Annotated in this window: 18 protein-coding genes; 15 read left to right on the top strand and 3 right to left on the bottom strand. The window is 33.0% G+C overall.

The window, feature by feature from the left end:
* The first annotated feature begins 1 nt into the window (after position 1).
* From ACYSNW_RS10500 to ACYSNW_RS10485, 4 genes are all read left to right on the top strand, one after another.
* Positions 2-1,330: a family 4 glycosyl hydrolase gene (locus ACYSNW_RS10500; protein ID WP_461744452.1), complete on the top strand. Its 1,329-nt coding sequence runs from the start codon at positions 2-4 to the stop codon at positions 1,328-1,330.
* Positions 1,331-1,343: 13 nt separating this feature from the next.
* On the top strand, positions 1,344-1,799 hold the full coding sequence (locus ACYSNW_RS10495) for a PTS sugar transporter subunit IIA (protein ID WP_461744451.1): 456 nt from the start codon (positions 1,344-1,346) through the stop codon (positions 1,797-1,799).
* A gap of 582 nt (positions 1,800-2,381) precedes the next feature.
* Positions 2,382-2,678, top strand: a complete 297-nt coding sequence (locus tag ACYSNW_RS10490; protein ID WP_461744450.1) for a hypothetical protein — start codon at positions 2,382-2,384, stop codon at positions 2,676-2,678.
* Positions 2,679-2,730: 52 nt separating this feature from the next.
* Complete coding sequence (locus ACYSNW_RS10485; RefSeq protein WP_461744449.1) at positions 2,731-3,693, top strand: ornithine cyclodeaminase family protein; 963 nt, start codon at positions 2,731-2,733, stop codon at positions 3,691-3,693.
* A gap of 154 nt (positions 3,694-3,847) precedes the next feature.
* On the opposite strand, the gene galE is transcribed toward ACYSNW_RS10485, so the two are convergent.
* Positions 3,848-4,870 carry a UDP-glucose 4-epimerase GalE gene (gene galE / locus ACYSNW_RS10480; protein ID WP_461744448.1) on the bottom strand — a complete coding sequence of 341 codons (1,023 nt, stop codon included), beginning with the start codon at positions 4,868-4,870 and terminating at the stop codon, positions 3,848-3,850.
* A 231-nt stretch (positions 4,871-5,101) separates the two neighbouring features.
* Between galE and ACYSNW_RS10475 the strand changes: the two genes are divergently transcribed.
* The 7 genes from ACYSNW_RS10475 to ACYSNW_RS10445 all read left to right on the top strand — a co-directional run bounded on the left by ACYSNW_RS10475 (position 5,102) and on the right by ACYSNW_RS10445 (position 14,664).
* A complete protein-coding gene (locus ACYSNW_RS10475) occupies positions 5,102-5,755 on the top strand; it encodes a Crp/Fnr family transcriptional regulator (protein WP_461744447.1) in 654 nt (217 codons plus the stop codon).
* 296 nt (positions 5,756-6,051) lie between these two features.
* Positions 6,052-6,981, top strand: coding sequence for a cysteine synthase A (gene cysK, locus ACYSNW_RS10470; protein ID WP_461744446.1), 930 nt, complete (start codon positions 6,052-6,054; stop codon positions 6,979-6,981).
* A 591-nt stretch (positions 6,982-7,572) separates the two neighbouring features.
* Positions 7,573-8,274, top strand: coding sequence for a glucosamine-6-phosphate deaminase (gene nagB, locus ACYSNW_RS10465; RefSeq protein ID WP_461744445.1), 702 nt, complete (start codon positions 7,573-7,575; stop codon positions 8,272-8,274).
* A 523-nt stretch (positions 8,275-8,797) separates the two neighbouring features.
* Positions 8,798-10,378 (top strand): LTA synthase family protein, encoded by a 1,581-nt coding sequence (locus tag ACYSNW_RS10460; RefSeq protein WP_461744444.1) that lies wholly within the window; start codon positions 8,798-8,800, stop codon positions 10,376-10,378.
* Between the two features lie 355 nt (positions 10,379-10,733).
* A complete protein-coding gene (gene metF / locus ACYSNW_RS10455) occupies positions 10,734-11,594 on the top strand; it encodes a methylenetetrahydrofolate reductase [NAD(P)H] (RefSeq protein WP_461744443.1) in 861 nt (286 codons plus the stop codon).
* 5 nt (positions 11,595-11,599) lie between these two features.
* The gene (locus ACYSNW_RS10450) at positions 11,600-12,274 is read left to right on the top strand and encodes a methionine synthase (protein WP_461744442.1); all 675 of its coding nucleotides are present in this window, start codon (positions 11,600-11,602) and stop codon (positions 12,272-12,274) included.
* A 2-nt stretch (positions 12,275-12,276) separates the two neighbouring features.
* On the top strand, positions 12,277-14,664 hold the full coding sequence (locus ACYSNW_RS10445) for a homocysteine S-methyltransferase family protein (protein WP_461744441.1): 2,388 nt from the start codon (positions 12,277-12,279) through the stop codon (positions 14,662-14,664).
* Between the two features lie 143 nt (positions 14,665-14,807).
* Here ACYSNW_RS10445 and ACYSNW_RS10440 read toward each other — a convergent pair whose 3' ends face one another.
* Positions 14,808-16,388, bottom strand: a complete 1,581-nt coding sequence (locus tag ACYSNW_RS10440; RefSeq protein ID WP_461744440.1) for an ABC transporter — start codon at positions 16,386-16,388, stop codon at positions 14,808-14,810.
* Positions 16,381-17,142 (bottom strand): ABC transporter ATP-binding protein, encoded by a 762-nt coding sequence (locus ACYSNW_RS10435; protein WP_461744439.1) that lies wholly within the window; start codon positions 17,140-17,142, stop codon positions 16,381-16,383. The genes ACYSNW_RS10440 and ACYSNW_RS10435 overlap by 8 nt, the downstream gene beginning before the upstream one ends.
* 354 nt (positions 17,143-17,496) lie before the next feature.
* Between ACYSNW_RS10435 and ACYSNW_RS10430 the strand changes: the two genes are divergently transcribed.
* The 4 genes from ACYSNW_RS10430 (at position 17,497) to ACYSNW_RS10415 (ending at position 24,581) form a co-directional block, all read left to right on the top strand.
* Positions 17,497-18,210, top strand: a complete 714-nt coding sequence (locus ACYSNW_RS10430) for an ABC transporter ATP-binding protein (RefSeq protein WP_461744438.1) — start codon at positions 17,497-17,499, stop codon at positions 18,208-18,210.
* Positions 18,194-19,750 carry a putative ABC exporter domain-containing protein gene (locus ACYSNW_RS10425; protein ID WP_461744437.1) on the top strand — a complete coding sequence of 519 codons (1,557 nt, stop codon included), beginning with the start codon at positions 18,194-18,196 and terminating at the stop codon, positions 19,748-19,750. The genes ACYSNW_RS10430 and ACYSNW_RS10425 overlap by 17 nt, the downstream gene beginning before the upstream one ends.
* Before the next feature lie 1,861 nt (positions 19,751-21,611).
* Positions 21,612-22,307: a pilin N-terminal domain-containing protein gene (locus tag ACYSNW_RS10420; RefSeq protein WP_461744436.1), complete on the top strand. Its 696-nt coding sequence runs from the start codon at positions 21,612-21,614 to the stop codon at positions 22,305-22,307.
* Between the two features lie 72 nt (positions 22,308-22,379).
* Positions 22,380-24,581 carry a Cna B-type domain-containing protein gene (locus ACYSNW_RS10415; protein ID WP_461744435.1) on the top strand — a complete coding sequence of 734 codons (2,202 nt, stop codon included), beginning with the start codon at positions 22,380-22,382 and terminating at the stop codon, positions 24,579-24,581.

The raw sequence follows: 24,581 nt of genomic DNA, 5'->3' as shown, positions 1-24,581 counted from the left end.
AATGACAAAAAAACAAATTATCACAATTGCGGGTGGCGGAAGTACGTACACTCCAGGAATCATTCAAGCAATATTGAATAATTCAGTTAGGCTTCCACTTAAAGAAATTCGTTTGTATGACATTGATAAAAAAAGAAACGATGACATGTTTTTGATTATTGATCTTATGTTGAAAAAGGAGCATCAAGAGGAGGTATCATTGGTTTCCACGGAAGATCCTGAAATCGCATTTTCGGACTGTGATTTTGTTTTCTCTCAAATTCGTGTAGGTGGTATGAAGATGAGGGAACAAGATGAAAAAATCCCATTAAAATATGACTTAGTTGGGCAAGAAACTTGTGGATTAGGAGGATTTTCCTATGGAATGCGTTCAATCAAAGGATTATTAGAAATTGTCGGATATGTTCAAACTTTTGCTCCTACTGCTTGGATTTTAAACTATACGAATCCTGAATCAATTGTTTCAGAAGCCATTCGCCGGACGTACCCTGAAGCAAAAATGATCAATGCTTGTGATATGACGATTTCTATCGAAGAAACAATTGCTGTAAATTATGGTTATGACAGAAAAAATTGGATACCTAGTTATTACGGGTTGAATCATTTTGGTTGGTATACATCAATTTATGATAAGTCACTTTGTAGAGATGTTATGCCAGAAATTATTGAAAAGTTAAAGACACAAGAAATGACGGTGGCTGATTTTAATGCTGGTGATAAAACCTGGCAGGAAGCTTTTAGTATGATGTCGATTATTACCCAAAACTTTCCTATGAATATTCCAAATAATTATTTAGAATATTATCTTTATCCTGATATGGTTGTTGAACATACAGACAAAAATTATACTAGAGCAAATATGGTTATGGATGGAAGAGAGAAAAATACACATGAAATGGCACATAAAATACGTGAAGGATTAACAGAAGATGTCCTCAATTTTAATTTTGGGGAACACGGGCAGTACATTGTTGATATGGCAACCTCTATCTTAAATGATGAACGACGCCGATTTATGTTGATTGTTCCAAATCAAGGTGCGATTCCTAATTTACGATTGGATGCAGTTGTAGAAGTTCCTGCTTACGTTGGAGCAACAGGAGTTGAACCAGTTTCCTTAAGAGAGCCAATTAATGATTTTCATAAAGGTTTGATGGAGGCGCAGGTTGCAGCCGAAAAATTATTAGTGGATGCTTATTTTGAAAACTCCTATCAAAAAGCATTACAAGCATTTACCTTAAATCAAACAGTACCTAACGCTAGAGTTGCAAAATTAGTTTTAGATGACATGATTGAAGCTAATAAAGAATATTGGCCAAAGTTAGTATAGAGGTGGCGGGGAAATGTCAATTTTTAAAAAGAAAAAAATAATAAAATCAGTTACTAGCGGACAGTTAATTTCTTTAAATGAAGTAAAAGATCAAGTGTTTTCTAAAAATATGATGGGGACAGGTTTTGCAATTGCTCAACATAGTGGGCAAGTTTTTTCCCCGATTGCTGGTAAAATTTTATCTATTTTCCCAACCCGACATGCTATTACCATTGAAACAATAGTAGGTGATAAACTATTCATTCATATGGGATTAGATACTGTAGAACTAAAGGGAGAACCATTTCTAATTTCTGTAAAAGAGGGAGATATGGTCACTTGTGGCCAATTAATAGCTGAAATGGATATTGCGATGATTGAAAAAAAGGAAAAGGATACGACGATTGTTGTTGTATTACCTGAAGTTTCTAAAGGGAAAGTGAGTAAGAAGAAACAAGTTACTATTGAAGATGATGTTTTTGTCTTTTGAAAAATAAAAAATTTTAGAAAATAAGTAATTTTTATATTCGTCTCAGATATATAAAGTAGAAAAACTAGTCAAAACGAATTTTTGGTTTTGGCTAGTTTTTTAGCATAAAATAGAAGAATGGACTAAATATATTATTTTTAATAGCGTGTAGTACAGCTGGAAATTTATAGAAGAGAATTTTTTGAAAAGTGTTGAAGCGTATCGTTGAAAAAGTTTTTGTACATTTTATATAACATGAATCGTTTGTCTAGATTTTCAGCAAAATTATTAGGGAATCTGAATTCCTTAATTAGCTACAAACTTACTATAATTTTAATTAAAGCTAATTCTTGCTATAATGAGGTTGGGACAAAGGCGGTTAGCTCCAAGTAATAAGAAGGAATTTCCGAAAATTGCTCTTCAAATTTTTGGTAAATTTCGGCTTATTTCTGAAGGAGCTGCTTTTGCAACACCGTTTGTTCGGTTTTAAGAGGTAAAACAAAAGTGTTCTTTACTTTTGTGTCATCCACACTTATAGACAAAAATTGACATTTTTAATTGCTGATCAATTCTATTCAATAATAAATTCTGGGGGGAATAAAAATGAATGAAGAACAACAAAATAATACATATCACACATTTGATTTTTTGAGTAAAAGAAGAAATGACCCTAAGTGGCGACCACAGTATTTGGAACGATTAGCGGAAATGCAGAAGTTAAAAAGTAAAAGGGAAAATAAAGTGATTGCTTTTTTAATAGTAGTTATCATTATCGAACTCGTAATACTAGGTTATTTAATGTTTTTTAATCCCAATGCTAATCAGGAATCTAGTATGAACTATCCAAGTCAGACTCAATCCCACATAGAGATACATCAAGAAGAGACACAAAAATTATAACTGAAAGTTTAAAGTAGCCAATGGAGTAAAGTGATAATTTGGAGGAATAAAAATGTTGTTTATCTCAAAAGAAGAAATGATGGAACATTATACGATGAGAGAGGCGATTGAGGCGGATAAAAAAGCTTTAACGGCTTATTCAAGTGGTAAAGCGACTGTTCCACTGAGAACAAATCTGGCAATACCTGAAGCGAACGGGCAAAGCTTGTATATGCCAGCCTATGTGCAGGGAAGTCAGCCGAGTTTAGGTATCAAAATCGTCTCTGTCTATCCTGAAAATAGTAAAAAGAATTTACCGAGTGTACCAGCCACAATGGTTGTTTTAAATCCAGAAACAGGAATTGTTGAAGCGATTTTGGATGGCACTTATTTAACACAGTTACGAACTGGAGCAGTTCAAGGGGCGGCTACAGAATTATTAGCTAGAGAGGATGCTGAAATAGGGGCTTTGATAGGTACTGGTGGTCAAGCTCAAGCACAATTAGAGGCAATGCTGACTGTAAGAAAACTAAAAGAAGTTCGCATTTTCGATGTTGATGTAGCGCGTGCTTGTCTATTTGCAGAGCAAATGAAGGAATTGTTTGAGGCAACTATTGTTGCTATAAAAACGAGTCAAGAGTGTGTAACGGATGCAGATATTATTACCACAGTAACGACATCTAAACTGGCAACTTTTTCGGCAGAATGGATTAAAAAGGGAGCTCATATTAATGGGGTAGGTGCATATACACCTGAAATGTGTGAAATTCCTAAAGAAATTATCAAACAAGCGGATGTAATCATTTTTGATACGATGGAAGGTGTGTTAGCGGAAGCTGGAGATTTTATGCAACCTTTGAAAACTGGTTTTATTTCAAAAAATCATTATCGTGGGGAATTGGGACAATTGATTAATGGAGAGATTCAAGGGAGGCAATCAGCTGACGAAATTACTATTTTTAAAACCGTCGGATCTGCTGTTTTAGATACGACGGTTGCTAATGAAATTGTAGCGAAAATAAAGCAAAAAAATTAATTTGCTAAAAAGACAACTGAGTATTAGGTTGAAATGAGAATTATTACTTGCTGAATAAGTTGTTTCAGTAGGATATAGTTGGAAAAATGTGGGACAAAAGTGGTTCTTGGAGCTAAGTACTTCTGTCCCAATAATTTATTTGAATAACTCTTTATTACTCAAAACCTTGCGGATGTTTCTCTTGCCAACGCCAAGCATCTAAACACATTTGCTCAAGAGAATGTGCAGGTTGCCAATTCAGTAGTGCTTTTGCTTTTTGAATTGAAGCGAAACTTTTTGCGACATCACCCGTTCTTTTTTTTGTATACTCATAGGGGATTTTGGTACCAGTAACTTTTTCAAAAGTAGTAATAATTTCTAATACCGAATAACCTTTTCCACTTCCGAGATTAATTGCATCAAAACCATTAGTCTGGGAGCTATCAAGTAGATAGTTTAGAGCTAAAGTATGACCTAGTGCGAGATCTTCAATATGCAGGTAATCTCTGACGGTTGTACCATCGATTGTGTTAAATGTACTACCGAAAATTTTTAGTGAAGGCAGATTTCCAAGCGCAATTTGAGTGATATAAGGAATTAGATTATTTGGAATTCCTTTCGGATCTTCCCCAAGGTCTCCGCTACTATGTGCGCCAATAGGATTGAAGAAACGCAATGAAATGAAGCGCCAACGTTTATCTGAACGTGCCAAATCTTTAAGAATAATCTCGTTCATTTTCTTGGTTTGCCCATATGGGCTGATTGGTGTTAAGTCCGCTTCTTCAGTAATTGGCAGCACTAACGGAGTGCCATAAACGGTTGCAGAGGAACTGAAAACTAAATGAAAAACTTGTTTTTTTTGCATAATGGTTAACAGATTGATCAGACCACTGACATTGTTTCGATAATAATCCAAGGGAATTTTTGTCGCTTCGTTTACCGATTTTAATCCAGCGCAGTGTATTACGGCAGTAATTTTATTTTCTTCAAATACTTGTTTAAGCTGAGAAAAACTACAATAATCAATAGGATAAAAAGTAATTTTTCTATTTGTTAATTTTTCAAGGGCAGCAATAACTAAAGGATTTGAATTACTAAAATTATCTACAATAACAACTTCAAATTGTTTGTTGATCAAGTCAATCACGACGTGAGAACCGACATAACCAGCCCCACCAACTACTAAAATTTTATTCATAAAAACCTCTTTTCTAAAGAAAAAGCTAAAAGTCTTCTGTAATTTTTTTTGAGATTGAGACAAAAGGATTAGCTACGAGAAAAGAATGGATCCGATGCATCATCGAATCACTACGTTCTTCGTGTTTTGTCTCTCACTTTTTTATTTGAACTATCTTTAGTGTAATCATTTTGTTTTGAATCAGTTAGGACATATGTCATACTCAAAATAATAATGAGAAGGAGTTGACGAATGGAAAAAGCTAATTTGACTCAAAGAGACAAGCAACTATTAAAAGCATATCAATTAGAGGCACAAAAGCTAGAAAACATTTGTGTAGTAACGTATGCTCCAAGTGAAATTCTTTTTTTTGAAGGAACTCGAAATGAATACTTGTTTATCATTACTGCGGGACAGGCGCAAGTTCGTACCACAGCTACAAATGGTAGAAATCTAATTTTAAGTTATTACATTGAAAAAGGGTTACTAGGAGATATGGAAATGATGTCTGACTCAAAAAAGGCTTATGCCACAGTGACGGCAGTGACTGCTGTTTCTTGTATCTTAATTCCTTATGCTAAAAATATGGAAATAATCAAAACAAATAACCGTTTTATGAATATTTTAGCCAAAAGTTTATCTGATAAACTAATCAACAGTACCAATCATTTTGTGTTAACAACCCTCTATAATGGCTTGCAGCGAGTTTGCGCATTTATCTACCAGCAAGCTGAGGAAGATTTTTTTCAAGTGAATTTAACGGATATGGCTGATACGATAGGGATTTCGTATCGTCAACTACATCGTTTGCTCAAAAAGCTTTGTGAACAAAAAATATTAAAAAAGAGTGCGAAAGGTTACGTTATTCTAGAGAGTCAAAAATTGTGGGAGCTTTCAATGGAATAACTAAGAGATACTGAAAAAACAGGAGTCGAATAAAAAAGATTTTTACTTTTTTATAGTGATCGTTATTTGTTTTAAATAATTCCAAATTGAAAAAAGTTTTTTTCGCGATAGTTTTTGGCTATCACTGGTTTGTTTTTCCTATAAAGTGAGTGCTTGAATAACGAATTCAAGTCTTGTATATTTAAGGAGAATCAATAGATAGAGTTGCAGTTAAATGAAGTAGATGATTTAACCGTCAAAAAGTGATGATTGAAGCGTTGTGCAGTAAGTAGTTAAATATATAGGAGGAGATTGTTATGACAAACATTTATAATTCAGTGACTGAAGCAATTGGAGCGACACCAATCGTTAAGTTTAATCGATTGACAAACGAAGCAGATGCCGAAGTTTATGGGAAACTGGAATTTTTTAATCCTGGCGGTAGTGTGAAAGATCGTATTGCATTAAGTATGATTGAGTCAGCTGAAAAATCAGGGAAATTAAAACCAGGTGGAACAATTATTGAACCAACGAGTGGGAACACAGGGGTCGGTTTAGCTATGGTAGGAGCTGCTAAAGGGTATCAAGTAATCATCGTAATGCCTGAAACAATGAGTATTGAAAGAAGAAAACTAATTAAGGCTTACGGGGCACAACTGATTTTAACACCTGGGGCACAAGGGATGAAAGGGGCAATTGCTAAAGCGAAAGAATTAGCTGCTGAAAATGGCTACTTTTTACCTTTACAATTTGATAATCCTGCTAATCCCGCTATTCATGAAGCAACAACGGCGAAGGAAATCGAAGCAATTTTTGGTACTGAAGGAATTGACGCCTTTGTGGCTGGTGTAGGAACTGGCGGAACGGTAACAGGCGTTGGAAAAGCGTTGAAAAAAGTGTATCCTGAGATTAAGATTTATGCAGTAGAACCGACTGAATCAGCTGTTTTACAAGGCGAACAACCTTCACCACATAAAATTCAAGGAATTGGCGCAGGATTTATTCCTTCTATTTTAGATACAGATATTTATGATCAAGTGATTTCTGTAACTAGCGAAGAAGCATTAGAAACTGCAAGAGAAGTTGGTAAAAAAGAAGGTATTTTAGTAGGGATTTCAAGTGGAGCTGCAGTTTTTGCGGCACTTAAAGTAGCGAAAGAATTAGGCAAAGGCAAAAAAGTCTTAGCCTTGATTCCAGATAACGGAGAACGCTATTTATCTACGGTTCTTTATGCAGAAGAAGAATAACGATTAAATGATAACAAAACTTCTATTAAGTGGAGAACATTGATTTATCAGTTGTTTAGCAACAAACTTCCTCTAAAAACAAAGTACATGATGAATTAAGTTGACTATTGATTCATTTGTTATTCACAATAAAGAGATTATAAAAATTAAAGGGTTCAAAAGACAATGCTAACTGTCTTTTGAACTCTTTTCTATTTATATAAAACCCGTTAAAAAAAGGGGGTGAAGTAGCGTATTTTACAAGCAATTTTTTTTCTTAGCATGGAAAAAATTCGTTGCTTATAAAATAAGTTGAAATTGTTGTAACAGATAGTGAATAAGCTAATGTTGCACCATTCATTTTTGTTTTTCGAGGCTAATTACTTTTCACATAGAATTATTAAGTTGTCTTATTTAGAGAAGTATTTTTTTTGAGGTTCATATTTGAATAAAGTTTAGTGGTAATAATCTAATAGACAAAATTAAAAATAGTAATCTAAGCTCAACTACTATAATAAATTTGTTTTACGTTTTTTGGTCCATACCACTAGTCAAAAAAAAAAAATCATGCTATAATTGGACTATACCAAAAACGAGAAGGAGCGAATAACCTTGGAAATTATTAAAGTTAAAGACGCGCAAGAAGGCGGAAAAAAAGCATTTGAAATCATTAAAGCAGGTATGAATAATGGGGCAAAAGTTCTTGGACTAGCTACTGGTAGTACGCCGGAAACATTATATAAAGAAATGGTTACGAGTGATTTAGATTTTTCTGCTATGACATCTGTTAATTTAGATGAATATATTGGCTTAGAAGCAACAGATAAACAAAGCTACCGTTACTTTATGCAAGAACAATTATTTGACAAAAAACCTTTCAAAGAAACGTTTGTTCCAAATGGAAAAACGGCTGATTTAGAAGGCGAATGCAAACACTATGAAACAATTGTTGATGAACATCGAGTAGATATCCAAATCCTTGGAATTGGTGAAAATGGACATATTGGTTTTAACGAACCTGGAACTCCATTTGATAGTAAAACACATGTGGTTGAATTAACAGAATCAACAATCAATGCGAACAAACGTAATTTTGATAAAGTAGAAGATGTGCCGACTAGAGCAATCTCAATGGGAATTGGTTCAATCTTAAAAGGTAAAAAAATGGTCTTGATGGCATTTGGAGCAGCGAAAGCAGATGCTGTTAAAGGATTAATTGAAGGACCAGTTTCTGTCGATTTACCAGCTAGTGTTTTACAAGATCATTCAGATGTGATTGTTATTATTGATGAAGCAGCAGCTAGCAAATTATAATTCAAGCATGATTTCCCAACTATTCTAAGTAGTGAATTTGACACACTACTTAGTTGAAACTGATTAGAATAGAAACCTTGGTTCAAAACTATTTTGTAGTTTTAGCGGAGGTTTCTATTTTTTTGATAAATAACTATGACCAAAAGTTTGAATTGAAATTTGTTATTTAGAAGAAGACTTTCTACTTGATTTCTAATTAATATTATTATCTCCGTATGTTATAATATCAAAGGAGGTGGCAACTATTTTTATAAGCCTAATATTGTTTTTTTGTTTATTAGTTATACTGAAAGGATCTTGGTTAGTTAGAACAAGTGTAGCCCTAGTGACAAGTATTTACCAACTAACTACAAGTCTATTTCTATGTAATCTATTAACATTTACAAAAATAAATGCATTTTTTTCTCTGAGCTTAAAAAAATCTTACGTACTTACTTATTTAGTGATGGTGATTATTGCTATTATTTTTGCAACTATAGCAAAGATAATGAACTTTATACCAAAACCAAAAATAGTAAACAATATGGTAAGATCAAATAAAAAGAAGCGATTTAACTATACTAAACTCATAAGTCTATTTTTTATATTTGTTTTTATTTTTGTGGGCTCATTAAGCTATTTTTCTGCCAAATGGACCGTTGACTATTTTGGTAATGTTGGCATTGAGGAAATTTTATATACGCTCTCACAACCACTTGAAGGAAGTGATAAAGGCCAAATTGATAGTTTTCTTCTAGGTCCTTTGCTGACTTCGTTTACTCTTACAACTTCCATCATGTTTTTCATTTACTTTTTAGAAAGAGGATTAAATGCTTCAAAAAATAAATTTCTAAAATCAAATAAAAAATTCTATCTTTTTTTAGTGACTAGTGTTATTTTTCTAGGTTGTGGTTTAGCATTAGGAGCGGATCAATTTGGGTTTAAAAATATTAAAAATTATTTTTTTGAAAAGTCTACTTTATATGAAACTTATTTTGTAGATCCTGAGGAAACAAAAATTACTTTTCCTAAAAAAAAGCGTAACTTGATTTATATTTTTTGCGAATCTCTGGAAACAACCTTTCTATCAAAAGAATTAGGTGGAAGTCAAGAGGAGAACCTGATGCCAAAATTAAGTCAGTTAGCTCTTGCGGATGGAGTCAACTTTTCGAATACTGATTCGTTGGGTGGGGCTTTACAGTTACCAGGAGTCGGCTTTACTGTTGGCGGGATGGTTGGACAAAGTTCAGGAGTTCCTTTGAAAGTAACTGGACAATATAATGAAAATGAGTATGGAGCAACAACTTCTTTTATGCCAGGTCTAACTTCGTTAGGAGATATTCTTGAAAAAGAAGGGTACAATCAAACGTTGTTAATCGGTTCGGATGCAAGTTTTTCTGGTAGAGATAAATATTATCTGCAACATGGAAATTATGAAATTAGAGATTACAACTATGCACAAAAAGTTGGCTGGATTCCAGAAGACTACAAAGTTTGGTGGGGATATGAAGATGAGAAATTATTTCAATTTGCCCAAGAAACTTTGCTAGAACTTGCTGATTCAGATGAACCCTTTAATTTAACTTTATTGACAGCTGACACTCATTTTCCTGATGGTTATTCAACAGACGATACACCAAAACTATTTGATAATCAATATAGCAATGTTATTCATTATTCAGATGAATTAATCGGGAATTTTATTGCTTGGATTCAGGAACAACCATTTTATGATAATACGACAATTATTTTGTCTGGAGACCATTTAAGTATGGATAAAAACTTTTTTAAGGATGAAGATAGTAACTACGATCGAACAGTATTTAATCTTGTTTTAAATGCTCCCATTACTACTAGTTCTACAAAAAATCGTCAATTTAGTACAATGGATCTATTTCCAACAACATTAGCAGCTTTAGATGCGAAGATTGAAGGCAATCACTTAGGACTTGGTACAAATCTTTTTTCTTCAGAAAAAACTTTAATTGAACAACTAGGTTTTGATACGATGACTGAAGAGCTAAGTATGGGATCACAATACTATAATAAAAAGATTATGCAAGGCTCTGATTTGGAAGTATCTAAAAAACAGCAACCAGCTTCCACTAATAGTGAAGAAAAATAAAATTTACATTAGAGATAAAAGCAAAAAAACAGGATTTTGGTGATTTTCCAAAGTTCTGTTTTTTTGTCTAATTGCTCGATTCTAAGCAATTGTTTTAGTTTCTTGAAAAATGTTCGTGCCAAAACAGTTGCTATGCTTCAATCTCAGTCGAGAATTTTTAAAGATTTGTTGCTTATTTTTGTAGAAGTTACTTTTGTTCCAACTTCCTCATTCATATAAAATTTTCCTATTCAGTGATACTTTAAATAGTTGCATTGTGGTATTATTACCATATATGTTACAAAATGAACATGTATAAAATGTAATTTTTATCTATGTAAATGAAAAATAAAAAGTAAGAAGGTTGGGGGAAATTATGTCGATTCATACACTTTATCAAAAACAAAAACCAGTTGTATCTGTAGAACTGTTTCCACCGAAAAAAGAAGCAGCAATTGAGTCAATTTATCAAACATTGGACGGATTAAGCGAATGTAAGCCAGATTTTATCAGTGTTACTTATGGTGCTGGTGGGTCAGATGCAACAAATCAAACCTTGCAACTAGCTTCTTTGATAAAAAATGACTATAACATGGAAGCATTGCATCATTTAACCTGTATCACGAATACGAAAGCAGAAATTCAGCAATTATTGACTAATATGCAAGCAGCTGGAATTGAGAATGTTTTAGCCTTAAGAGGGGATATTCCCGCTGATAAAACCATTGAATCGGCAGATTTTCATTTTTCAAAAGATTTAATCACAACGATTAAATCAACAACCGACTTTTCGATTGGTGCAGCTTGTTATCCAGAAGGTCATATTACTCAGTTAGATTGTTCAGAGAATATGAAGCATCTACAAGAAAAAGCAGAGGCAGGAGCCGATTTTTTCATTTCACAGCTTTTTTTTGATAATGAAGTGTTTTATCGTTTGTTAGAAGATGTAGCAAAAGCGGGAATCCAAACACCGATTTCAGCAGGAATCATGCCGTTACTTAGTAAGCAACAAATTGAACGGATGATTTTCATGTGCGGTTCTTCACTACCAGCAGAATTGATTAAAGTTATTCATAAATACGAACACTCGCCAAATGATTTACGTCAAGCGGGATTAGAATATGCACTAAAACAAATGGAAGAGTTAGTTTCTCATGGGGTTTCAGGAATCCATGTTTACGCAATGAATCGACCAGAAATCGCTAAAGCTGCTATGCAATGCTTAAGAGGAGGCTAATCAAAATGCTCCCTTTGAATAAAAAAGAAATTTTGCGCTATTTAGGCTATAAAAGAAAACAAGAACTGACTGAAACAATTGATAAAGAGATTGATCAGTTGATAGAGGAAGTTCAGACGATTGCTCATCCTCGATATACCTATTTGATTTTTGAGTGCCAATCCAAAGAGACCGAACAAGAAATCCATGTGTTAGGAACGGATTTAATTTTAACGGGAAATTCTATTTATCAGCACCTAAAACATGCGGAAAAAGTGGTTTTATTAGCTGCAACTTTGGGGATAGAAGTAGAGCGCCGGATTCGTTATTATTCTTTGACCGAAATGAGTAAGAGTGTTATTTTAGATGCTTGTTGTACTGAATATGTTGAAAAAATCTGTGATTTGGCTGAATGTCAGATAGAACAAGAAGCTGAAAAAGAAAATCTTACAATGAATCGTCGCTTTAGTCCAGGATATGGCGATCTACCGTTAACCATTCAACCAGCTTTTTTAGCAGTTTTAGAAGCGGATCGTCGTCTAGGAATCCAATTATCTGAGACCTTATTAATGATTCCACGGAAATCTGTAACAGCGATTATTGGTTTATTTGATGATCCAAAACTTGCACGACCTAAAAGGAAAAAAAATACGTGTGTTGATTGTACTATGAATCAATCGTGTCAGTATAAAAGGGGATAAATATGAAAATTTTAAAAGAGTTGGAAACAGGTCATTTGCTTTTCGATGGTGCGATGGGAACGATGTTACAGAAAATGGGGTTACCGATTGGTTTAGAGCCTGAATATTTTAATCTAAGTTATCCTGAAACGGTAACAAAAATTCATCAAGCCTATGTTCAAGCAGGTGCTGATATTATTACTGCTAATACTTTTCAAGCTAATCGAATCAAGCTACCACAAACAGAATTAGCCGAGATTATTTTTGCAGCAATCAAGTTAGCGAAAAAAGCGCAACCTAAATATGTTGCCTATGATATGGGGCCGTTGGGTCAATTAATGGCACCAATGGGAACCTTAAGTTTTGATACTGCTTATGATATTTTTAAAGAACAAGCGATTTTAGCTGAGCAAGCAGGTGCCGATGTTATTATTTTAGAAACAATGTCGGATTTATTAGAAACAAAGACAGCGATTTTAGCAATCAAAGAGAATACTCAGTTACCGATTTTTTGTACAATGACTTTTCAAGAAGATGGTCGTACATTTGTTGGGACTGACCCAGTTACTGCGGTGATTACTTTGCAGTCTTTAGGGATTAATGCAGTAGGCGTTAATTGTTCTTTAGGACCTAAAGAGCTTTTACCAGTTGTAGAAGCGATGCTAAACTATGCAAAAATACCTGTTATTGTTCAAGCCAATGCTGGATTACCAGAAATTGAAAATGGTCAAACGGTGTATCGGATTTCTGTTAAAGAGTATGGTGCAGCAGTCAAGTCATTGCTTGAAAAAGGGGTTCGAATTGTTGGTGGGTGTTGCGGAACGACACCTGAATTTATCCAAGAATTACGTGAAATCGTTGATCAAGCATCTGTTCAACAATTAAATCCGCAACTAGTTACAGCAGTTTCTTCAGGTAGTCAAACAGTTCTTTTAAATCAAGGTCTACACTTGATTGGTGAACGAATCAACCCGACTGGAAAAAAACGCTTGAAAGAAGCACTTAGAAAAAATGAATTAAGCTATTTGTTGAAAGAAGCAATTAGGCAAGTTGAAGCAGGTGCCGATATTTTAGATGTAAATGTTGGCTTGCCGGAAATCGATGAAAGTCAGATGATGAGACAGGCAGTTCAAGAAATCCAAGGAATCGTAACCGTACCATTGCAAATTGATAGTTCTAGTATTGAAGCGATTGAAACAGGAGCGCGCTACTATAATGGCAAGCCCTTGATTAATTCGGTTAATGGAAAACAAGCAACGATGGATGCGATTTTTCCCATTGTAAAAAAATACGGCGGGGTTATTTTAGGCTTGGCATTGGATGAAACAGGAATTCCAGAAACAGCTGAAAAACGTTTAGCTATTGCGCGACGAATCGTAGAAACGGCTGCATCTTACGGGATTCCCAAAGAAGATGTGATGATTGATCCCCTTGTTTTAACGGCTTCCGCGCAACAAGAACAAGTGCAAGTGACGTTGGAAACACTAGCGTTACTTAGAAATGAATTAAGTGTTTTGACGGTAGCAGGTTTGAGTAATGTTTCGTTTGGTTTACCAAACCGCGAACTTTTAAACAGTACCTTTTTAGCAACAGCAGTAGCTTCTGGTTTAACGACACCGATTGTCAATCCGTTATCTGATAGTTTGATGAATACAGTTAGAGCTTTAAAAGTCATTTCAAATCAAGATAAAGAAGCGCAAGAATTTATTCAAAAAAGTCAACCAATCATAGTTCAATCAAATCAAGGAATTGCGATAGAACAAGGAACTACTATAGCTGATCCTCAAGACTTAAAGGAATTGATTTTAAAAGGACAAAAAGAAGATACGCCGTCACTGACAAAAAAATTACTAGAAACATTGACACCCTTAGAAATCGTGAATCAATATTTTATCCCTGCCTTAAATGAAGTCGGTAGTAAATTTGAATCAGGTCATTTGTTTTTACCGCAATTGATTCAATCTGCTGAAGCAGTCCAGCGTTCACAAGAAGTCTTGAAGGACTATTTTGAAAAGCAAGGACAAGAGAATCAAACCCATGGGAAAATTTTATTAGCAACAGTTGAAGGAGATATTCATGATATTGGGAAGAATATTGTAAAAATGGTGTTGGAAAATTATGGCTTTGATGTAATCGATTTAGGGAAAGATGTTCCGATTGATACGGTTGTTGAAACCATTGAGAAAGAAAAGATTCAGTTAGTCGGTTTGAGTGCGTTGATGACGACAACGGTTCAAAATATGAAAAAAACAATCGAAGCTGTTAAAGAAGCAGGTTTAACACCAAGTTTTATGGTAGGTGGAGCAGTCTTAAATGAAGAATACCGCGAATTTGTAGGCGCCGATTTTTATGCAAAAGATGCATTAGAAAGTGTTACGATTGCTCAAAAATTTTTCGGCGTAAATCAGTAATTAACGTTAGAAGTGTTCTAATTACTCCTAAAATTTAGTTAAAATTATTTTCGTGAATATAAGAATAACAGTTAAGAAATTTAGTGTTGATAGTTAGATTTCTTAACTGTTTTTTATTTATTTTTTTGAATCAACTATGCTCTTTAAAATTTCTTCCAAAAAGTTTTTTGATAGTGTTGAACCCAAGCGATACTAATTCCAATAACAAGAACTAAGACTGTAAGATTCAATGGCCAAAAAGGCAATTTGATTGCCAAGAAGCCGTAAAGCACTAAAATAATTATACTGACAATCATTGAAAGAAACATCGTTAAAACTAAACCCATACTCCCTGACCCGCGATTAAATAATTGTTCAATATTTGTCCAATCTAATAGCAGTAAGCGTAAGTCACGTGAAAAATAACGCAATGAAAACAGATAAGAACCTAAACATGCTCCAAGTATTAAGGCAAGCAAAAGGAGTAAAGGTAAGTGAAACAGTAGACCAGCAATTAGAGCAATTCCACCTGTTAAGAAGAATTGAACAACTAGTCCAACGATAAATTTTTGCTGCATATATTTATGCATAGAAAACGGTAAAGATTGCACGAAATTAAAGTTCTCTTGATCTAATGAAATCATAGTAGAAATAAAAGAAGTTTGATTGACCGTTAAGGTTGCTAAAGCTACACCAGTTAAAAATACTACACCAATAAAGCGAACGTCTAAATTACTTAAATTAATCGTTCCACCAATAGAAAATGAAATAATAAAAATCATTGGAAAGAGCAAAGAATTTGTAAGAACTTGCATAATTAAATTCGGTTCTTTTAATAATTGAATATTATAGGTTGTCAATAATTGACTGATACTTTGATTTGCCTTATGTTTTCGTTGCGGATTTCCTTTTGCAGTAGCTGCATCCGTTAGTTGTTCATAAAGTTTTGGTAAAATAAATAATTTGATTGCGCCAATACAAAGGAAAACGAGTAATACTAAACCACCAAAGCTGAGTAGACCATTTAAAGAAAAGGGAGCCATGAAAATTCGGTAAATAGGCATAAAAATGACTATTGGATTTCGATCAAATTGAAGGGTGGAAGAATCTGAAGTGTTAAGATTCATAAATAGAACCCCACCAGCAGCTGTCGCCATTGAAATCACTAAAAGTAAAGTTGTGACGATTTTTTTGTGTTTCTTAAAAAAACTAGTTTTCGTCAAACCAAAAACAATCAAGCAACAAATTGAGAAGATAATTACTAATATCAATAAGAAAACGATGATTGCTAAAATAATGCTTAGTGGAATAAAAATTTTTGCCCGCCAACCTGTTAAAATAAACAAGATAAACATCGGTAAAACAAATGGTATTATCGTTAACGCAACAACAATAATCTTAGCAATAAAAATTATATTTTGTTTAAATGGTAAAGGAAGATAGGCTTGTAAATCTTGACTTTCAAAAAAGACGTTATAGATGACTGAAATACCTTGTGAAAAAGCTAAAATCGAAAATAAAGCTACATAATAGGTAAACATGCCAGGCATTTTTGAGAAATCAGTTAGAATCATCAGGAAACCATAAAGGAAAAGAAAAATTAAACCAGAAAGAAAATATTGTGAAATTAATGAACGTGTTAAGTCTTTCCCGTTTTTGCCTTTATTTCTAAATCGATTCGTTACTTGAGGATTGGCATAGCGCAGATTCACTCGAGTAAGTTCAAGCAACTGTTGTTTATTCATAGCTATCACCTAAGGTTTCCAATTGTTGTTCATTCGATTGACGACCTGCCATTTTTAAGTAAATGGTTTCTAATGATTCATTAGGAGATTGAGCTAACAGATTTTCGACCGAGCCATTATAAATCAATTCACCTTTCTTTAAAATCGCTAATTGATCACAAAGTTGTTGCGCTGTATCCATTGCATGAGTAGAAAAAACGACAGTTTTTCCTTTTTTTGCATGAGTTTTCATCAATTCTTTCAAATCAAATTGTGCTTGTGGATCCAAGCCTTGTAAGGGTTCATCTAAAATCCAAATATCTGGATCAGGTAATAAAGCACCGATAATAATTGTTTTTTGGCGCATACCATGAGAAAAACTAGCAATTGTTTCGTTTTGATGAGGTCCCATATCAAATAAAGAAATCAATTCAGTTAGACGCGTTTGTTTTTGCTCACTTTCAATTAAATAAGCCGCGGCAATTAAATCCCAATATTCATTCGCTGTCAATTGAAGAAAAATATCTGGTGTATCCGGTACATAAGCCATTTTTCTTTTTATTTCTAAACGATGTTGAAAAAGATCCATTCCGTCTACCACGATATTGCCATAAGAAGGTTGAATGATACTGACAATACTTTTGATTGTGGTTGATTTACCAGCTCCATTATGACCCAAAAAACCAAAAATTTCTCCTTCTTTAATCGTTAAATTCAATCCATGTAGTGCTTGTTTTGTCCCGTAATCTTTACTAAGATTGATTAATTCAATCATCTTATCCCCACCCTTTCAAATTAAAACTATAGTTCAATTTTACGCTATTTATAAAATGAAGCAACTAGTTTTTATAGAAATAGTACAGATTGTAATTGAAGTTTAGAAAGACTGTTTTTTTTAGAAGGTAGTTATTCAGATAGTGTGTGAAATATATAGCGACAGATATTTTTGTAATCTAGCTGAAACTTATCGTTATGGAGTTTTTAGGTTGAAACAAAACTATTTTTTACTTTTGACTCACTTCATTAAAATTGACCATTCAGGAAATAAAAACGACAATTCAGGGTGATTTACTAACGAATCATCACTTACCTGATAAAATTTAAGTAGAGAAAATGGAGGAGATAGAGAATGATAGAAGTAAAAAATTTAACCAAAGATTATGGGAATGGTGTTGGAGCCAAAAATATAAATTTAGTTGCTAAACCAGGAGAAATCACGATTTTATTAGGTTCAAATGGGGCTGGTAAATCGACGACAATTAAAAGTATTATCGGATTACTAAAATTTGAAGGCGAAATCGAAATTTGTGGTTATAACAATTTGAGTGTAGAAGCCAAAAAATGTTTTGGTTATATTCCTGAAACACCGGTTCTCTACGATGCTTTAAGTATTCAAGAACACATTGATTTTATTGGGAATGCCTATGCAATTTCTAATTATCAAGCGAAAGCAGACAAATACCTTTCATTGTTCAAACTTACTGAAAAACGAAATAGTGCAGCCAAAGAATTGTCTAAAGGAATGCGTCAAAAACTATCGATGATCTTAGCGTTAATGATTGAACCTAAAGCGTTGTTAGTTGATGAACCGATGATGGGGTTGGATCCAAAAAGTATCCAAGATACCTTAGACATTTTAATAGAATTAAAACTTTCTGGAGTTAGTATCTTGATGAGTACACATATTATCGATATGGTGGCAGATGTTTGGGATAGTGCCTATATCATGAAAAAAGGTGAAATGATTCGCCATGTAAAACGAGAACAATTAAGTGATCAGTCATTGAAAGAGCTGTTTTTTGAGTTAGACAGTACAGGTGAAGTCAATGAAATCACTGCTTAATCTCTTTTTAGTTAAGAAAAAAGCCAAAATTCGTGGACTATTCAAAAAGCCAATTGCGGGAATCTTAACACTTATTATTGTAGCGGTTTCTATTTATACAATGATACCGATTTTTAAAACAAAGGGAAAAGCACCAATGGATGAGATGATGACCAGTATTTTTGTGGTTGCGTTATTGTTTTTGGCTCTCCTTATTTCTTTGATGATTTTTTTGCAAAAGAAACAAGCCTTATTTTTTGAAGAAGATTCCTATTATCTATTTATTGGGCCGTTTTCAAATCGTCAAATTCTATTGTATAGTGTGATCGATTGTTTGTTTTCAAGCTTTGTTACAGCATTATTCTGTATGATTCTTCCTGTTATTGCTGTTGGAGCTAAAGCAATCCTGCCGTTGTCGTATCTTTTTATCGGACTATTGATTACAACGCTAGTTATTTTTATCTTTTCATTATTGTCACAGTATATTTATTTAAAAGATTTAATTCGTGGAAAAGTCAGTAATAGTAGAAAATTTATCGGACTAGCTATTATTGTAATCATCTTAGTCTTTGTCGGGTACGCGTACCTCTCAAGTGATTTTGATATTAGAGCAGCGCTTCTCAATTTTATCCTTAGTAAAGAATTCTATTTTGTTCCTGTTCTTGGCTGGTCAAAATATGCTTTAGAAGGGTTGGGAAATAGTAATTCTGTTGCTTTGTTTGTCGGAATAGGTTTGTTACTTCTAGTAGCGCTGCTTTTATCTATCCTGATGATTAATACAAAGGGTAATTTTTACGAAAAAGCGATGGTCGATGCGGTTGAGTTTTCCGAAAGTTATAAAAAAGCAATGCGTGGAGAAACAGTTGCCAACAATAAGAAAACTTACGCTGCCAGTGTCAGTTATCAACAAGGTGAAGGAGCTATTTTTTCTAAAAGTTTGTTAGTATTAAAAAAATCGCGTGAGCTTTTTACTAAACAAGATTTTCTGAGTTTGTTTTTTGTTGGCATGCTTGGTTTTACTGTGGCACCTAATCTACTTATCTATTGTGGATTTATTTTGTTTTATTTAATGAATACTTCTGGAGTGAACTCTTTAGTCGAAGAACTAAAGGTAAATTACATTTATTTAATTCCTGGTAATCCGTTGAAAAAATTATTGAACTGTTTGTATATTCCATTACTTAAGACTTTGTTATTAAGTTTGGCAATGACTGTAGCTAGTTATTTTATGTTTGATGTTTCTCTTATTGAAATAGTAATCGCTATCTTTGTTATCGCATCTTTTGTATTTGTTTTTTATGCATCAGATATTTTTGGAATCCGTTTTTTAAAAAATCAATCAAATAAATTGTTAGAACAAAGCTTGCGTATGTTAACAGTAGTAGTCGCTTGCACACCTAGTTTTGGATTGATTTGGTTGATTGATCGTATGACAGGAGATGTGATGACGAATTTACCAGTAATGGCCATCATCGTGATTAGTTTTAATTTGATTGTTAGTAGTGTAGTGATTTACAAATGTTCTTCAATGATGAATGGCAATGCTTATGCAGCTGAATAAACTAGTTTTTTATTGAACAGATTATCTATTCTTTAAAGGAACACTTAGCTTTAGTTTAATCAGTTCTATGTCAAATTGTGTTGGTGATACAAATACAAACAACTGAATACAATCGTAAAGCTTGGAATAAAATCAGAATTCTTCTGGTTTTGCTCTGAGCTTTTCTAATAATATAAGTGGATATTGGTTATATCTTCCGTTATGTTTGTGAAAAAATAAGATCTTGAATACTGTAAATACGTGAACGAAAATGGTAGAAGTTGAGATACTCATAAGCAACTTTTTTACTCCCTTTGATTTTTTTGTTTAGTCTTTCTATAATTTTAGTTGAAAAAGAATGACAGATTGTATTCGGGACTTTTTGTTTGTCATTTTCACAAATTTCTTTTTATTTCTCGGAATTAGCCGCTTTTACATCACTTTTTACTCACGTCATTAAAGATAAGAATGTTCACACACAAAGATTGTTATAGAGTCATTTAATTTAGAAAAAAATTTAATAACAAACCTGTTAGTGATGTGACAATTTTGTTAGTTAATTGACCTCTGGTTTGTATTATAATAAATCTGCACTGTTAAACATTAGGAGGCATAACATGGGAATTAAAATAGTTTAGTAAGTATTAATTAAATAACGATTGATATGTAATTTGGAGTGGAAATTTATATGTTTTTAAAAGCAAGTATCAACTTGAGGCGAAATTTTTGTCAAAGTGATGCTTGTTTTTGTGTTTTTTTTCACTATGTTTGGTACAAAATATGAAAATTTCAAATGTTCTAATTCAGATTTCTATTTGGATCAAAAAAACTAAATTTCCGGAAAAGTTTAGTTTTATGACTTTTTTATCTTAAATAATTTTTGTTGCAATTATTTTCTTAAATTTTTTACTTTTTTTGGATTTTTAATGAAAAAAATAAGAAATGAGAACTTTTGCTTATATGATACGATACGTTGAGAAAGATAGAGAGAATGAACTAGGTATGGTCGTTTGTCTAAAAGTATGAAATAATTTTTGGGTTTATATAATCTTAATAAATAGTATAAAATAATCGGAATAACAGCAATTTCCAACGTACCAGTGATTGAAAAAAACGCAATAACGTTTGGTTAGCCCAATTGCTCGATTATTAGCAATTCTTTTATGATCTGATAAACAGTAATGCAAAAGCAGCTACTACGTTGTGCTTCGATTACAACAATTTCTAAGAACTAAAGCTCTAAAAAGAATTGAAGGCTTTGGGAGTAAACCGAAATTGATATCAGATACAGGGAGTGAAATAGCGATGGTGCATCATACCTACTTGTTTCTCGAACCTAACTGCTTTTTCTCCGATCTCTTTGGACAAGCTTATTTTTAAAAACTTTAATGACAAGATGAATGAATTGAAGTGAGTTAAAAAAATTCAGATTTTAATAAATAGTTCACACTCAAAAAATTTAAATACACTATACGATTTGATTCAATTTGATCAAATAAAATTCTCTGATTTAACAGTTCTCGCTGAACAATCAACTGTTGAAAAAAATTTGACAAGATGATGAGAATAAGTTTATATACGATCAGTAATAATCATGATATTTCTATACCAAGATGATGATGAAATTATGAAAAAATAGTAACTGAGTACAAAGAAAACTAGAAGTATCAATTTCAAATATAGTGAATACAAGTACGTAGTAAAAACATGTTCTATTGTTGACTATATTTCAATAATTATAGAAATATTTTTGTATACATAAGAATTTGCTACTTGATATAGAAGGGAGTCGGAGACAATTGATTATTAAGTAGTTCGCTTATGTGTTGATTGCAATCATTTCTATCGCATTAAAGCATTTCAGAAGAAAGGAGAGGCGTTCGTGAGCAAATATAGGATAGTTATTCAACTTTCCTTATTATTATTTTTTTGTATGCTGCTTTCAACAAATGCATATGCTGAAGTCAATAATACAACGGTCACGATAAATGTTCACGATGTCATTCCAAACACTGAGATGCCAGATGAGGAGATGCCGGTATTTACAACTTCTGTATCGATTTATAATTTAACAAAAAACTATCAAGAGGCTAAAAATAAGGGAATGTTAGATATTAAGGATTTTAATGAAGAGTGGATAAATAAATCTTTATCAAAAAAAGGTTTATTGGATTTAGGAGAACCCTTAGCAACGGAGCAAACGAATACCAAGGGAGAGTGTTTGTTTAAAGTACCGCTGTTAATTGATCAGCATTATGGAGTTTATTTGATTACCTCTAAAAATTGTAGCATCACGGATCAAGGAATGTTTCTCCCAACAATCATTTTATTTCCGATTGTTTCTTCCAAAACAGGAGAACTAATAAATCCAGTGTCAATCTATCCTAAATATATTGATGATGTGCATTCAAAATTGTCCCAATTTGAACAATCAGATTTAGTTGAAAAAAAGCCTGTAGCTTCTAAAACAAAAACCTTCCCTAAAACAAATGAAATTAAATCAATATTGCTTGTCGTTGGATTGCTATGTTTATTTATGGTTATAAATTACTATTTGAAATTCACATTTAATAAATAAAAAAATTGTAAGTTGATGAAGCTTGCTACTTTTGATAAGTCAAAAATTGCACTTAAATTTAGAAGGAAAGAAGTGAAAAAATTGTTAACAAAATTAGGTATTAAAAATTATAAGTGGTTTTTTCTAGCTATAGTACTTATTTTTCTGTTTTTATGCAGTATTTTTGCACCTGGAGCTGAAGCGGCAAAAAATGATTCTTACATTGGTAACTATGATCCTTATAATAAAGAAGATTCAAAAGTTCCGTACGTTATTAATCCAGATGGATCTAAAATTATTGCTTACTGTTTTAACCATGATCGATCATACCCTGAAAAAATATCATATACAAGATACGAATTATACGAAGGTATAACTAAAATAGCACCTAAAGATTTTGATAATTTAAACTATGTTGTGGCTGCGATGTTTGCTGGTTCACCAGAAAATAATGTTTTTACATTTTCTGATAATCTTGAAAAATCTTACACTGCGTATAAAAAAGAGGTTAAGACAAATATAACAATAGAACAATTTCAAGAAAATGTGATTCAACAAGTTATGTGGTCTATCCTTTCTGGAACAAAGTACTATGATAACTTACCTTATCGCGATGATTTATTTAACTATGCTAAAGAACATCCTATTTCCCAAAATGATTATTCGATAGAAAATTTGAAGTTTAAAGATATGAATGGTTCGCAAATTGATAGCTCGAATCCATTAAGAATAAATCCTTCAACTAAGCAGAGCCAGATTTTTGTGTTATCAAACTACAAATTACCTATCAAAATAAGCTCTTTACCAAGTAATTATAAAGTTGTTGATCAAAATGAACAAGAAGCAACATTGATTTATCCAGAGAAACAATATAAAGTAGTTGTCAAAAATAGTCAACTTGCATTTGATTCTGGAGAACTTTCGTTTCTTGCACTTGCCATGGATCATGCCTATTTTTATGCAAGTTCAAACGGAAAATATCAAAATTTGATTAGTGGACAGGTAAAAAAACAAAAAATCACGATTCCTATTACCGTGGGTACTAAAGAGATTCAAGGAGAAAAAATTTGGCAAGATTTTGATAATAAATTGAACACACGTCCTGAATCAATTGTAGTTGATTTGTATCAAAATAATTCACTTTATGCCACACAAGAAATTAAGGATCAAAATGGTAAGTGGTTGTATCATTTTGCTGATCTGCCAGCAGTTGATTCTCAAGGAAAAGAATATAGTTATACAGTTAAAGAGGAACCTGTTGATGGCTATAAAACAACGATTTCAGATGATGGAACGATTACCAATACCTATGTGAATCAGGAAAAAATCAATCTAGCTGGAAAGAAAATTTGGCAAGATTATGATGATAAATTCAATACGCGACCTGCGAAAATCACCGTTCGACTTTTTCAAAATAACCAAGAAATCGCCCAACAAGATGTGATTGCGGATGCAACGGGCAATTGGATTTATCAATTTAAAGATTTAGCGAAATACGATACGCAAGGAAATGAGTATGTATATACTGTGAAAGAAGATTATGTCAAAGACTACAACACGACAGTAGATGGAACAACAATCACAAACACCTATACAAATACTGAAAAAACAAGCCTTTCTGGGAAAAAAATTTGGCAAGACAATAACAATAAATTGAATAAACGTCCAACGTCGATTACAGTTCACTTACTTCAAAATGGCACACCAATTAAGCAAGCAGAGGTAAAAGCAGATGATGCGGGCAATTGGGCATATCACTTCGATAACTTAGCGAAATATGATTCAACAGGTGATGTTTATCAGTATACCGTGAAAGAAGATCCAGTGGATGGATATACGACAACGATTGATGGAACCACGATTACCAATACGTATGAAAATAAAGAAAAAACGACAATTACTGGACAAAAAATTTGGCAAGATAACAACAATCAACACGATGCTCGTCCGACATCAATTACAGTTCGCTTGTTTCAAAATGGGAAAGAAATTGACCATACCGAAGTGACTGCAGGAAACGATGCTCAATGGACGTATGAATTTGTTGATTTACCGAAATATGATGCAGATGGCGATGCGTATACATATACAGTAACAGAAGATGCTGTTGAAAACTATGAAACAATCATAGACGGTACCACAATCACCAATGTCTATAATCATAAAGGTTTACTACCAGATACTGGTGGCGATAAGCGCCAACTTATTATTACAATCGGTGCGTTTGTTTTGATTCTCGCCGTTAGTTGGGGTGTCTTCATCTATTATCAAAACCGCAAAGGGGGAATTAGTTAA

It is taken from the genome of Enterococcus sp. LJL99, from assembly GCF_054871725.1.
Note: the sequence above shows the minus strand (reverse complement) of the source record. Positions and strands in the feature narration are given on the sequence as shown.

Coding starts and splice junctions, on each gene's coding strand:
- ACYSNW_RS10500 (WP_461744452.1), top strand. CDS start 2: ATGACAAAAAAACAAATTATCACAATTGCGGGTGGCGGAAGTACGTAC.
- ACYSNW_RS10495 (WP_461744451.1), top strand. CDS start 1,344: ATGTCAATTTTTAAAAAGAAAAAAATAATAAAATCAGTTACTAGCGGA.
- ACYSNW_RS10490 (WP_461744450.1), top strand. CDS start 2,382: ATGAATGAAGAACAACAAAATAATACATATCACACATTTGATTTTTTG.
- ACYSNW_RS10485 (WP_461744449.1), top strand. CDS start 2,731: ATGTTGTTTATCTCAAAAGAAGAAATGATGGAACATTATACGATGAGA.
- galE (WP_461744448.1), bottom strand. CDS start 4,870: ATGAATAAAATTTTAGTAGTTGGTGGGGCTGGTTATGTCGGTTCTCAC.
- ACYSNW_RS10475 (WP_461744447.1), top strand. CDS start 5,102: ATGGAAAAAGCTAATTTGACTCAAAGAGACAAGCAACTATTAAAAGCA.
- cysK (WP_461744446.1), top strand. CDS start 6,052: ATGACAAACATTTATAATTCAGTGACTGAAGCAATTGGAGCGACACCA.
- ACYSNW_RS10460 (WP_461744444.1), top strand. CDS start 8,798: ATGGTAAGATCAAATAAAAAGAAGCGATTTAACTATACTAAACTCATA.
- metF (WP_461744443.1), top strand. CDS start 10,734: ATGTCGATTCATACACTTTATCAAAAACAAAAACCAGTTGTATCTGTA.
- ACYSNW_RS10450 (WP_461744442.1), top strand. CDS start 11,600: ATGCTCCCTTTGAATAAAAAAGAAATTTTGCGCTATTTAGGCTATAAA.
- ACYSNW_RS10445 (WP_461744441.1), top strand. CDS start 12,277: ATGAAAATTTTAAAAGAGTTGGAAACAGGTCATTTGCTTTTCGATGGT.
- ACYSNW_RS10440 (WP_461744440.1), bottom strand. CDS start 16,388: ATGAATAAACAACAGTTGCTTGAACTTACTCGAGTGAATCTGCGCTAT.
- ACYSNW_RS10435 (WP_461744439.1), bottom strand. CDS start 17,142: ATGATTGAATTAATCAATCTTAGTAAAGATTACGGGACAAAACAAGCA.
- ACYSNW_RS10430 (WP_461744438.1), top strand. CDS start 17,497: ATGATAGAAGTAAAAAATTTAACCAAAGATTATGGGAATGGTGTTGGA.
- ACYSNW_RS10425 (WP_461744437.1), top strand. CDS start 18,194: ATGAAATCACTGCTTAATCTCTTTTTAGTTAAGAAAAAAGCCAAAATT.